This is a genomic window from Gottfriedia sp. ABJ_BB2_2 (assembly GCF_055484705.1).
The window spans coordinates 38,330-51,934 of the sequence record NZ_JBVFKR010000013.1 but is presented as its reverse complement, the minus strand read 5'-3'; the positions used below and the strand labels follow the sequence as shown (position 1 = coordinate 51,934).

Annotated in this window: 12 protein-coding genes; all 12 read right to left on the bottom strand. The window is 34.3% G+C overall.

All coding sequences use genetic code 11. The features are described from left to right. Window positions 1-5 precede the first annotated feature (5 nt). Complete coding sequence (locus ACX6U0_RS19465) at window positions 6-464, bottom strand: NUDIX hydrolase (protein WP_464961515.1); 459 nt, start codon at window positions 462-464, stop codon at window positions 6-8. A gap of 398 nt (window positions 465-862) precedes the next feature. Beyond that, on the bottom strand, window positions 863-1,810 hold the full coding sequence (trxB, locus tag ACX6U0_RS19460) for a thioredoxin-disulfide reductase (RefSeq protein ID WP_464961514.1): 948 nt from the start codon (window positions 1,808-1,810) through the stop codon (window positions 863-865). Between the two features lie 136 nt (window positions 1,811-1,946). After that, window positions 1,947-3,446 (bottom strand): tetratricopeptide repeat protein, encoded by a 1,500-nt coding sequence (locus ACX6U0_RS19455; protein WP_464961513.1) that lies wholly within the window; start codon window positions 3,444-3,446, stop codon window positions 1,947-1,949. A 191-nt stretch (window positions 3,447-3,637) separates the two neighbouring features. After that, window positions 3,638-4,144 (bottom strand): acyltransferase, encoded by a 507-nt coding sequence (locus ACX6U0_RS19450; RefSeq protein ID WP_464961512.1) that lies wholly within the window; start codon window positions 4,142-4,144, stop codon window positions 3,638-3,640. Further along, entirely contained in the window at window positions 4,141-4,788 is a 648-nt protein-coding gene (gene ppaX / locus ACX6U0_RS19445; protein ID WP_464961511.1) for a pyrophosphatase PpaX, read from the bottom strand. The genes ACX6U0_RS19450 and ppaX overlap by 4 nt, the downstream gene beginning before the upstream one ends. Window positions 4,789-4,810: 22 nt before the next feature. Beyond that, on the bottom strand, window positions 4,811-5,752 hold the full coding sequence (locus tag ACX6U0_RS19440; protein WP_464961510.1) for a nucleoside recognition domain-containing protein: 942 nt from the start codon (window positions 5,750-5,752) through the stop codon (window positions 4,811-4,813). A gap of 33 nt (window positions 5,753-5,785) precedes the next feature. Continuing rightward, window positions 5,786-6,598, bottom strand: a complete 813-nt coding sequence (gene lgt, locus ACX6U0_RS19435; RefSeq protein ID WP_464961509.1) for a prolipoprotein diacylglyceryl transferase — start codon at window positions 6,596-6,598, stop codon at window positions 5,786-5,788. A gap of 22 nt (window positions 6,599-6,620) precedes the next feature. Next, window positions 6,621-7,577, bottom strand: a complete 957-nt coding sequence (hprK, locus tag ACX6U0_RS19430) for an HPr(Ser) kinase/phosphatase (protein WP_464961508.1) — start codon at window positions 7,575-7,577, stop codon at window positions 6,621-6,623. Between the two features lie 266 nt (window positions 7,578-7,843). Then, the gene (locus ACX6U0_RS19425) at window positions 7,844-8,218 is read right to left on the bottom strand and encodes a phage holin family protein (RefSeq protein WP_192603326.1); all 375 of its coding nucleotides are present in this window, start codon (window positions 8,216-8,218) and stop codon (window positions 7,844-7,846) included. A 5-nt stretch (window positions 8,219-8,223) separates the two neighbouring features. Beyond that, window positions 8,224-8,415, bottom strand: a complete 192-nt coding sequence (locus ACX6U0_RS19420; RefSeq protein WP_464961507.1) for a PspC domain-containing protein — start codon at window positions 8,413-8,415, stop codon at window positions 8,224-8,226. Window positions 8,416-8,637: 222 nt separating this feature from the next. After that, window positions 8,638-11,496, bottom strand: a complete 2,859-nt coding sequence (gene uvrA / locus ACX6U0_RS19415; RefSeq protein WP_464961544.1) for an excinuclease ABC subunit UvrA — start codon at window positions 11,494-11,496, stop codon at window positions 8,638-8,640. Between the two features lie 14 nt (window positions 11,497-11,510). Continuing rightward, a complete protein-coding gene (uvrB, locus tag ACX6U0_RS19410; RefSeq protein ID WP_464961506.1) occupies window positions 11,511-13,499 on the bottom strand; it encodes an excinuclease ABC subunit UvrB in 1,989 nt (662 codons plus the stop codon). Between the last annotated feature and the right edge of the window lie 106 nt (window positions 13,500-13,605).

Below are 13,605 nucleotides of genomic sequence, written 5' to 3'. Positions count from 1 at the left end.
ATTTATTAACTTGGATTTAATCTATATCGTAATAGTTCAAAATCTGGTGTATATACAAATGTACCGTGTAGAATCTCAGTACCTTTTAAAAGATAATCTATAATATGGTAATCACCTTCAGCCATTTGAAGGTTCTTCACATCATCGATTGAATGCCAACGAAGAATTCCTTCTTCACATTCATCTTGGTTTTCACCATCAAATTCTGTAGCTAAAAATGAAAACATCATCCATTCATTAACTACTTTTGCATTTTCTTCTATAATAATTGTAAAAACACCTTTTAATTTTGGGTTCTTTAAATAGACACCGGTTTCCTCTCGATATTCGCGAACAACTGCTTCTCGAATATTTTCACCTGGCTCCATCTTTCCGCCAGGAGCAACCCACCAGTTTCTTCTAGGCTTTTGTAACAGGAGGATGTTATTTTCTTTTAACAAAACACAATGTGTAACTCTTTGCATTTTCTATACCTCACTTACAATCTTCTTACAGTTAGTTGCAACTGCCCAATCTATATTATACCTTTAAACAACTACAACAACAACTCGTAACACTGAATGTTCACTTGAAATACAGAAAGGAAAAATAGCAAACGAAAATCCTAGTTGAAACATAATGAAAGGTTTCAATCTAGGATTTATATTAAGCAATATTTTTGTTAACAAAAAAAAGGGAACATGGACAAGCGCATATCCATGTTCCATATATATTAGGGGGCTCTCTGGTTGGTATCTATAATACAGTATTTATATTGCAAGAAAGTTACACCCTAATTACATATAAATTTCAGAATATTACAATTCCATTTACATTTTAACGATTCTACCATTCAGTAAAAATTGTAAGTAGTTCGTTGGAATTATTTTGTTTTCGTTAATTCTTCTTTTAACTCTTCAACATAATGTTGGACCGCTTGAGCTGCAATACTTCCGTCACCAGTAGCTGTTACAACTTGGCGTAATGTTTTTTCACGTACATCACCAGCAGCAAAAATTCCAGGAACTTTTGTTTCCATTACATCATTTGTTTCAATATAACCATTTTCATTCGTAATACCTAAGTTAGCAAATGGTTTTGTAAGTGGTAGCATTCCAATATAGATAAATACACCGTCTGTTTTAAAGTCAGACTCTTCTCCGTTTTGTGTATTTACTAATGTAACACCACTAACTTTCCCATCTGTTCCGTTGATTTGCTTTAATGTTGTATTCCAAATGAATGAAATTTTTTCATTTGCAAACGCACGATCTTGAAGGATTTTTTGTGCACGTAGTTCATCACGACGATGTACAATTGTCACTTTTGAAGCAAAACGAGTTAAATAAACGCCTTCTTCAACCGCTGAATCTCCTCCACCAATTACTACTAATTCTTTATCTCTAAAGAACGCGCCATCACAAACAGCACAGTAAGATACACCGCGACCGCCAAGCTCTTGCTCACCAGGAACACCAATCTTCTTATACTCTGCACCTGTTGTAATAATAATCGCACGCGCTTTATACTCTTTTTTACCAGCAATGACAGTTTTATATTCTTTACCATCAACGATTTCTTTAATATCACCATAAGCATATTCAGCACCAAATTTTTTCGCATGATCAAACATTTTGTTTGATAAATCCGGTCCTAAAATACTATCAAATCCAGGATAATTTTCAATTTCTTCCGTATTAGCCATTTGGCCACCTGGTACTCCACGCTCCATCATTAAAGTAGATAGATTTGCACGAGATGTGTAAACTGCAGCAGTCATCCCTGCTGGACCTGCACCAATGATGATAACGTCATAAATTTTTTCTTCCATTACTTTTCCACTCCTTGTACTTGAATAACGCATTTACCTAGATCATTAACTAACACTATCCTAATACTAAATAACAGAAAACGACAAATCATATGCTCAAGTAAAATAAAGAAAGCTTGCCTAACACCATTTGGTATTAAAACAAGCTTCGAATGGCGTTAATGCCTTTATTTAATAAATAAGTAGAGATATTATAGTTTGCTGCAATTTTCTTTTGTGATACACGTTTTTCTTCATTTTCTACAAGATAATGTGTAGCTGCTAATAATACAGTTTCATTTACCGGTAATTCTTTATACTTAAGTGTTAATTCACAAATCGAGAAAAACCATAATTGAAGCTGATTACGTAGAAGTACATAGTCATCTTCCCAATAAGTTTGAATTTTTTTCGCACCATTTATAACAACCTTTAATGATGGATGTGGTTCCATATAGCACATATTATTTAACATTACCTGCTCTATTTGTTCATCGATACCGATATGATCTAACGGTTCTAAATCTTGAAGGATTGAACTAAATTTTTGATCGTAATAATATTCCTTCATGAAATAGATTAACCCCCAACGCTCACTATTCGAATTAGAGTATTTTGCTTGATACTCTGTTTCTGACATTAGTTTTTCTATTTCGTTCGTTGAATGTTTTTTATCAACCCACGGAGCCAATTCTTCATGGTCATCAAATGCCTCTGACATTTCTAAATTCCAGATGCGTTCCGCAAGTTCAACTCGACCTGATCTGTATGCTGCATCACTATACATATAATAAAATTGCACTTCACGATTCGGTCTATCCATATAAAGCAAGTGAAATAACTTAAAAGCTTGCTCAAATTGTTGGAATTGATAAAACAGTACCCCAAGTTTATGACGATGTTCCTCGGAAATTGGCACAACATTAGATAAACTCATCAAGTAGTCTTGAGCAACCTCTTGTTGATTTACGATTCTTTTCAACATTGTTAAATGAATAAGTGCTGAAAGGTTCCCAGGATTTTGTTCTAATACATAATGAAGTACTCTCTCAGCTTCATCGTGATTCCCTAAATGGAGCTCAACTAGTGCCAAGTTATTGTATGCTGGCCAAAATTCTTGGTATTTATCCACTATGTTCAACAAAGTCGTTTTGGCAGATTTCCAATCATGGTTAGCCAAATAACTTGTAACTCTTTCTTGAAGTACGAGTAAATCATCATTAATACTTAGATCATCATCTTCTTCACTATGGATAATGTCTAAATAATCTTCCAGTTCATCTAACTGGTCTTCATCAGTACCTATTTCTAAATACTTTTGTGCGTAAAGATTAGCTTTTTGAAATAATCCCAACTCAAAAAAAGCAAATGCTAATAAATAATACACATCTTCATTTGCAGGAAATTTATCTAATATATATTCTAAAATTGTAATTGACGTTTGGTATTGGTGCAATGTTAAAAGCTTACGAGAAATATCGACTAGTACAGTTTGATTTTCTTCGTTTTCAGCAGCTTTCTTTAAATAATAAATCGCTTGGTCAGTATCGTTACTATTATAAGCTTTCATACCTTTTTCGTAGAAATAATCTTTCGGTAACGAGAACGAAACGACATTATGAAATTGATTTGTTTGATTCCCCAATTTTTCAGACATTCGATCCTCCAGTTTTTCCAGCTTATCACAGTATATCATACAAAAAGAGGAAATAGTCGTCGTCCAAATTATAAGAATTTGTATACGACGAACAATTTCCACTTTTAAATAATTCAAAAGTAGTCCAACAATTTATTTTACATAAAACAATGATAAATGGAACCACTTTTTTTATTTTACAAAATATTACCTTAATTACTAATACTACTAATAGCTTCGGGTAACGAAATGATTGTCATCGGATTTCCGCCAACAAATGCTCCAGCAGGTACATCTTTATTGACTAAGGTTGCTGCAGAAATTTTCGCTCCATCGCCAATTACTACACCAGGTAGAATCGTAGTATTTGCGCCAACTAACACATTATCTCCAATAATTACTTCTCCTAAACGATATTCATTTATTAAATATTCATGTGCTAAGATCGTAGTATTATAACCAATGATTGTATTATTGCCTACTGAAATTAGCTCTGGAAACATTAAGTCTGGAGTAACTTTAAAAGCAAAAGCAGTGTAATTCCCAATTTCCATACCAATTAGTCGTCTATACATCCAGTTTTTCAAGCTAAAAAATGGAATATATCGAGCAACTTCAATTACGATTACATTTCGAAAAGTTTTCCAAAACGATACTGTCTTATATAGCTGCCAAAGAGAATTTTTTCCCTCTATATGATATCTTTTCGTATTTCTCACTTTTCTTCAATTCCTAATATTGTTAAGATATCGCTCATTTTTTCTAGCATATAATCAGGATGATACGATTCTAAAAATTCTTTTCCTTTAAGTGACCATTCAACGCCAGCTGTTTTCGTTCCGGCATTTTTGCCACCTTCTATGTCATGGTAATTGTCGCCTACCATAATGGTTTCTTCTGGTGATGCTTCTAACTTTTCCAATGCTAATTGAATTGGCTCTGGATGAGGTTTCGCATTTTGTACATCATCGATTGTAACGACAACATCAAAGAATTGTTTCAAACGACTAAAGCTCAAGCCCATTTCTACAACATTTCTTGCCTTCGTCGTCACAATACCAATCTTATAACCTTTTTCATGTAATGTTTCAATCGTTTCATAAACAGTCTCATATTCTTCTACAAACTCATCGTGCATTTCAACATTAAAGCGACGATATTCTGTAATTAGTTCATTTACTCGATTTGCATCAACTGTTGAAAAAGATTCTGTTAATGTTGGTCCCATAAACGGAATAACATGCTCACGTTTATATTTACCAGGATAAAATTTCTCTAAAGTATGCATGAAGGACGCAATAATGAGCTCGTTTGTATTAATCAATGTACCATCTAAGTCAAATAATAATGTTGTAATCTTCATTAGATTTTCCTCTCTAACTGTCCTATTTCATTTCCGCATTTAGGCTAGTTTCGGATTTTTTACTAATCTTACCTATAATTCTCGCTACAAAACATGTAACAATTAATGCTACTAAGAATCTTATAGCAAATAAATACCATACTGGAATGCCTAAAGGGATAAAGATTAAAGTATCTTCAATTACCGCATGACATGCAACTAAAAATAAGAAGACTAGATATAAATCCTTCTTTGAAACGCCATCTTCTTTTACGGCCTGAATCATAACACCGGCACCAAAAGCTAATCCGAAAAATAAACCTGCCGCTAATGTAACTCCAGCCTTAGATTCCACACCTAGTAATTTTGTAAAAGGTGATAAGAATTTTGTAATGTAGTTCATCCATCCTAATTCTTTTGCAAATTGGATCACGACCATCAAAGGAATAACGATAATAACTAACTTATATATGCCAATAGCCGATGCAATAATCGCAGTTTTGATTAACTCCATACCACTAATGTTTGTTGCCTCTGCTACTGCTATACCCTTATGAACAATTTCAGTTCCACCTGGCCAAAAGAAATGCAAGCATAAAGCAGAAATAATTGCGAAACTGACCCTCACAAATACAACAAAGGATGCACGTATTCCAACTGCGGTTGCTACACTAGTTTCTATGAATAAATTATGTGAGAAGCTTAGCATGACTGCCAAAATTAATGCTTCCTTCATTGTTAAATCCATTGGAAGCATCGCGCCGATCGCGGCATATAAATTTAGAACATTACCTAACACTAAAACGATTGCTGCATCACCTTTTAAACCTATAAAACTCATTAGTGGTTCAAGAAGGTTTACAAACCAGTCCATGAGACTCGTCTCTTTCACAATCGTTAAAATGAATGAAATTGGAAAGATGATTTTCCCCATCTTCCATGATGTCAACAACCCTACTCGTAACCCATTTTTCAATGTTTCCAAAACGAATCCCCCCTCACCTGTTAATATAATTGATTATGCATCTAAATAACGATCATTTGATAATCCTTTAACCCTACGATAAACAAGAACAATGATCGCAACCACAATAATTAATATAGAAATAAACTGAGCCATTCTAATTGTCTCTGTTAACATTAAACTATCTGTACGTAGACCCTCTATAAAGTATCGACCAACTGAATACCAAATTAAATAAGTTAAGAACATTTCACCACGTCTAAGATTTACTTTTCGTAAAGACAATAATAGGATAATCCCTAACAAGCTCCACAATGATTCATATAAGAATGTTGGGTGATAGTAAGTACCATTAATATACATTTGGTTAATAATCCAAGTTGGTAAATGTAGACCCTCTAAAAATGAACGAGTAACCTCTCCACCGTGAGCCTCTTGATTCATAAAATTACCCCAGCGTCCAAGCATTTGTCCAACAAGAATGCTAGGTGCTGCAATATCAGCTAATTTCCAAAATGATAAACCTTTTTTCTTAGCAAAAATATAACTGGCAATAAATGCACCAATTAATCCACCATGTATTGCCAAGCCACCATTCCATATTTGTGGAATTTCATTTAAATGCTTTGAATAATAATCGAATTCAAATAATACATAATAAATTCTTGCCCCTAAAATTGCCGATGGAACTGCAATTAATACAATATCCATAAAAGTTTCTTCATGAATCCCGCGGCGTTTCCCTTCACGGATTGCTAACCATAATCCTAATAAGACACCTACTCCAATTAAAACCCCATACCACTTAATAGAAAGAGGGCCAAGTTCTAAAAACACCTTATCTAATGGTTGTATATTTGATTCCATCTAATTTTTCCCCACTTCATTTTTATATTAAATCATTTAGATCATCTGAGTTTGAATTATTTCCGCCCTTTATAACTTTTTCTAAGCGATCAGCAAATTGTTGAGCTGCATTAACACCCATATTTTTCAATCTAAAATTCATTGCTGCCACTTCAATAATAACGGCTAAGTTTCGTCCAGGACGAACAGGTAAAGTAATTTTTGAAATGTCGGTATCTAAAATCCTTAGTCTTTCATCATCTAAGCCAACTCTGTCATATACTTTTTGTGAATCCCATATTTCTAAATCAATATTTAACGTTATTCGTTTATAAGTACGGACTGAACCCGCTCCAAAAAGAGTCATTACATTGATGATACCTAATCCACGAATTTCTAATAAATGTTCAATTAATTCTGGTGAAGAACCAATCAACGTCTCTTCGTCAGTTTGACGAATTTCCACTGAATCATCTGCAACTAACCGATGACCCCGTTTTACTAATTCTAGTGCAGTTTCACTTTTACCAACACCACTTTTACCAGTAATTAATACACCTACGCCATAAATATCAACTAATACACCGTGTAATGCTGTTGTAGGCGCTAGTTTAGCTTCTAAATAACTAGTCAGTCTACTATATAATTTAGTCGTTTTACTACCAGAGCGTAAGATTGGAACCCCTGTCTCTTCACCTGCTTCAATTAACTCGGTAGGAATTTCAAGACCACGAGACACGATAATACAAGGTGTATCTTCAGCACAAAGTTTTTTTAATCGGTCTTCTTTTTGCTCATCTGTTAAACTTTCATAAAACGTTAACTCTGTCATCCCTAATAACTGCACACGATCAGATGGGTAGTATGTAAAAAAACCCGCAACTTCAATTCCAGGTCTAGATAAATCTGTCGTATTAATGGACCTTTTTAATCCTGCGCTCCCACTAATTACATCTAATTTAAAATGCTCAACTAAATCCTTCGTACGTAACTTACCCATGAATGAGCCTCCTATATTATTCATTTCGCTTGTTCCATTTCAAAATAAATTTATCTTTTCATATTGTACCATTTTTAAAGTTGGTGGGAAAATGTCGAGAAATGGCTAAACTTATTTTTTCAAGAAAATTCGATTATCTTTCAAAGTTTCTTTATCCCTTTACTCCTATTACCGCACGCTATACTCAAAAAGAATGAAAAATACAACTACATATCATTGAGAAACAAGTTTCAATAAAAAAACTCCCCTAAAGGGAGCTTTTTTCATTATTTACGTTCAGTTGTTTTTTTGTTTTTTGGATCGAATACAAAATATTGTATTAACATACTAAATGTACTAATCAAAATTGAAGCTAAAATAGCCGTACCAAATCCATTTACTCTGATTGCATCCCCAAGGATATAATCTGTCATTTCTAATGTAATCGCATTAATAATAAACAGGAATAATCCAAGTGTAAAAATCGTTACAGGTAGAGTTATAAAAATTAATATTGGTCTGATAATTGTATTTAATATAGATAAAACTAGTGCAGCAACAACTGCTGTAGGAATATTTGCAACATAAAAATCTGGTTGAAGAAAACCAGCTACTACAATAAAAACTAAACTATTAATTGCTAACGAAAATAACCATCTCATAAAATTTACACTTCGCCTTCTTTTGGAACAATAAAAATCCAAACTAAGTAAACAAAAAATATAGCACCAAATCCAATAAAAAATAATAATACAAACAATAATCGTATTAATGTACTATCAAAATTAAAATATTGACCCAAACCACCGCAAACACCTGCAAGCATTGAGTCTTTAGAAGATCGATATAATTTTCTCACAGTAATCTCCTCTCTAACAATCAAGCCTCTATTTATATAAAAATTATTATAATAAATACTTTATAATTTATTCTATGCCAAAACAAACAAAAAGAATGTCCAAAAAACGAAAACTACCATAACGAATCCTTTTTGAACTCTTTTTATCAGAGAAATGCTTCTTTAAACATACAAAAACAAAGAGAAGGATTTAGTTCCCTCTCTTTGTTTAAGAAGTATCTTTTACGATTCCATCAATGCCATTCTTTGTTCCATTCGGCTTTTATCTCGATCAAGAACTGCTTTTAAATATTTACCAGTATGAGATGCTTCTACTTTGCAAAGTTCCTCTGGTGTTCCAGTTGCAACAATTGTTCCACCTTTATCTCCACCTTCGGGTCCTAAGTCAATCAGATGATCAGCTGCTTTTATGACATCAAGGTTATGTTCAATCACAAGAACAGTGTCCCCATTTTCTACTAATCTTTGTAGAACAACTAACAGTCGTGAAATATCATCAACATGCAAGCCTGTTGTAGGTTCATCTAAAATATACAATGTTTTACCATTGGTACGCTTATGAAGTTCAGAAGCGAGTTTTACACGTTGCGCTTCTCCTCCTGATAACGTTGTCGCTGGTTGTCCAAGTGTAATATATCCTAAGCCTACATCATTCAATGTTTGGAGTTTTCGTTTAATCTTTGGGATATTCTCGAAAAATACAACTGCATCTTCAACTGTCATATCTAATACTTCTGATACAGATTTATCTTTATATTTCACTTCCAATGTTTCTCGGTTGTAGCGTTTCCCATGACATACTTCACAAGGTACGTAAACATCAGGTAGGAAGTGCATTTCAATTTTAATAATTCCATCTCCGCGACAAGCTTCACATCTTCCACCTTTTACGTTAAAACTAAATCGGCCTTTTTTATATCCTCTAACTTTCGACTCATTTGTAGTCGCATATACGTCGCGAATATCATCAAATACGCCAGTATAAGTTGCTGGGTTCGAACGAGGAGTACGACCAATAGGTGATTGATCAATATCAATGACTTTTTCTAATTGCTCAATCCCTTTAATTTCTTTATGTTCTCCCGGACGTACCTTTGAACCATTTAATTTTTGAGCTAGTGATTTATATAATATTTCATTAATTAAAGTACTTTTCCCGGAGCCTGACACTCCAGTTACTGCAACAAATGTGCCCAATGGGAATGAAGTTGAAACATTTTTTAAATTGTTTTCTTTAGCCCCGACGATTTTAATTTCACGACCGTCACCTTTTCTACGTTCAAGAGGTACAGGAATAAACTTTTCACCTGATAAATATTTACCAGTTAATGAGTTTTTATCTTCCATTACTTCTTTTGGCGTACCTTGAGAAATAATTTGACCACCATGAACACCAGCGCCAGGTCCAACATCGATTAAATAATCTGCAGCTAACATTGTATCTTCATCATGTTCAACAACAATCAGTGTATTTCCAATATCGCGCATATTTAATAGCGTAGAAATTAAACGATCATTATCTCGTTGATGTAATCCAATTGACGGCTCATCTAAAATATAAAGAACACCTGTTAATCTTGAACCAATTTGCGTTGCTAATCGAATTCGTTGTGCTTCGCCACCGGATAATGTACCAGCTGCTCGATTTAATGTTAAGTAGTCTAACCCTACATTTACAAGAAATCCTAATCTCTCCTTAATTTCTCTAAGGATTAAGTTTGCAATTTGTTCTTGTTTTGGCGTTAAGTTAAGCGTATCAAAGAAATCAAATGCTTCTTTAACAGACATCTTTGTTACTTCACCTACATGTAACTCACCGATAAATACTGCAAGTGCTTCTTTTCTTAATCGATGTCCTTTACATGTTGGACAGCTTTGCACACCCATGTATTTTTCCATTTGCTCACGAATATAATCAGATGTTGTTTCTTTGTAACGTCTTTCTACATTTGAAATAACACCTTCAAATTCAATCATCGCTTCACGAACATGACCTTGTTCGTTATCATATTTGAAATAGATTTGTTCTCCGTCACTACCATAAAGGATTTTGTCTCTTTGGTGTTTCGGTATATCTTTATATGGTATATCCATATTAATTCCATAATGATTACATACACTTTCAAGAAGTTGTGGATAATACATTGAGCTGATTGATTCCCAAGGTGCGATCGCATTTTCTTTTAAAGTTAGTTCTTCATTTGGAATCACTAAACTTAAATCAACTTCCAGTTTTGTACCTAAACCATCACATGAATGACATGCCCCAAACGGGCTATTGAATGAGAACATTCTTGGCTCAAGCTCTCCAATTGAAAAACCACAATGTGGACAAGCATGATGTTCACTAAAAAGAAGCTCTTCTTCTCCTATAACATCAATAATAACTCGGCCTTCACCTAGTTTTAATGCTGTTTCAAGAGAATCAGCAAGTCGAGAAGCTACACCATCTTTAATCACGATACGGTCAATTACAACTTCAATTGAATGCTTCTTATTTTTTTCTAATTCGATTTCATCCGATACATCATAAAGTTCTCCATCTACACGTACTCGAACAAAGCCTTCTTTTTTAATTTCTTCAAAAACTTTTACGTGTGTACCTTTACGACCAGAAATAACTGGAGAAAGCACTTGTATTTTTGTACGCTCTGGGTATTCCATCACACGATCAACCATTTGTTCTACTGTTTGAGATGTAATTTCGATTCCATGCGTTGGACAGATTGGTGTACCAATTCGAGCATATAAAAGACGTAAATAATCATAGATCTCCGTTACAGTACCAACAGTTGAACGAGGATTTCTACTTGTCGTCTTTTGATCAATCGAAATGGCCGGAGACAGACCCTCAATCGAGTCTACATCCGGTTTATCCATTTGACCTAAAAATTGACGAGCATACGCAGATAATGATTCTACATATCTACGTTGTCCTTCTGCGTAAATTGTGTCAAAAGCTAGTGAGGATTTTCCCGATCCAGATAAACCAGTTACAACAACAAGTTGATTACGAGGTATCGTCACATCAATGTTTTTAAGATTGTGTGCCCGAGCCCCTTTAATAATAATTTCATTCATACTCTTCAAGTTCCTCACCTCTCAGCCTTTAACTCTAGTATTAAGTCACGTAGCTCAGTTGCTCTTTCGAAATCAAGCGCCTTTGCAGCATCTTTCATTTCCATTTCTATAGATTGAATGAATAGATGACGTTCTTTTTTGTTCATTTTCGAATACTTAGCTTGAATACCATTTTCATAAACTTCTTCATCCTCTGCGACAGAAGTTGCTCGAATGACATCGCGTACTTGTTTAATGATTGTTTTCGGTGTAATACCATGTTTTTTATTGTATTCTTCTTGAATTTCACGTCGACGTTTTGTTTCTTCGATCGCAATATTCATCGAATTTGTCATCTTATCTGCATACATAATAACATGACCATTTGAGTTCCTCGCAGCACGACCAATTGTCTGTATTAACGATCGTTCAGAACGAAGGAATCCTTCTTTATCTGCATCTAAAATCACAACTAGAGAAACCTCAGGAATATCAATACCTTCTCGTAGTAAGTTGATCCCGATTAATACATCATATTTACCTAATCGAAGGTCGCGAATAATCTCAATTCGCTCCAATGTTTTGATTTCTGAATGTAAATAGTTTACCTTTATCCCGATTTCTTTCAGATAATCAGTTAAATCTTCACTCATTTTTTTCGTAAGAGTTGTAATCAGTACTCTTTCATTTTTTGCAATTCGTTGGTTTACTTCTTCTATTAAATCGTCAATCTGACCTTCGATTGGTCGAACATCAATTGTCGGATCTAATAGGCCAGTAGGACGAATAATTTGTTCTACTTTCTCAGGGCATAAATCCAGCTCATATGGACCTGGCGTTGCCGTAACATAAATTGTTTGCTGAACCTTATCTTCAAACTCTTGGAATCTTAGCGGACGATTATCGAGTGCAGACGGAAGACGGAATCCATGGTCAACTAAGACTTGCTTTCGCGCTTGGTCTCCATTAAACATCCCTCTAATTTGAGGTACAGTTACATGTGACTCATCTATAACCATTAAGAAATCCTCTGGGAAGTAATCTAATAAAGTATATGGTGTTGAGCCTGGAGGTCTTAATGTTAAATGACGTGAATAGTTTTCGATTCCAGAACAGAAGCCCATTTCACTCATCATTTCTAAATCGTATCTTGTTCTTTGCTCTAATCTTTGCGCTTCTAGTAGTTTTCCGTTATCCCTCATTACTTTTAAGCGCTCTTCTAATTCAGCTTCAATATTTTTAATAGCAATCTTCATTTTTTCTTCACGCGTTACGAAGTGAGATGCAGGAAAAATTGCTACATGATCACGATCACCTAATATCTCACCAGTCAGTGCATCCACTTCTCTAATTCTCTCAATTTCATCTCCAAAAAACTCCACGCGAATACAATGTTCGTCTCTTGAAGCTGGGAATATTTCCACAACGTCACCACGAACTCGAAATGTACCACGAGAGAAATCAATATCATTTCTCGCATATTGAATATCTACTAATTTATGCAATAGATCATCTCTACTGATTTCCATGCCAGTACGAAGAGAACAGACTAACTCACGGTATTCCTCTGGAGAACCTAAACCGTAAATACAAGAAACACTGGCTACAATAATGACATCATTCCGTTCAAATAATGAAGATGTGGCTGAGTGACGTAGTTTATCAATTTCATCATTTATACTTGAATCTTTTTCAATGTAGGTATCCGTTTGAGGTACATACGCTTCCGGTTGAAAGTAATCATAGTAACTAACAAAATATTCAACAGCATTATTTGGAAAAAATTCTTTTAATTCACTATATAATTGACCCGCAAGTGTTTTATTATGGGCAAACACTAATGTTGGCTTTCCAATTTCTTTAATAACATTTGAAATCGTAAATGTTTTCCCCGTTCCTGTTGCGCCAAGTAGCACTTGATGCTTTTTCCCATTTCTAACACCATCTACAAGCTCTTTAATTGCATTTGGCTGATCGCCTTGAGGTGTATAATTAGAAACTACTTCAAAATTTTGCTGTTCCATCGTCCCCGCCTCCATTTCCAAAACAAACCTATCCTTCTATTTTACCACATTTTTTCAAAAATCAATCAAAAACAGAACAAACGTACTTTATATTTTCTAATAACAA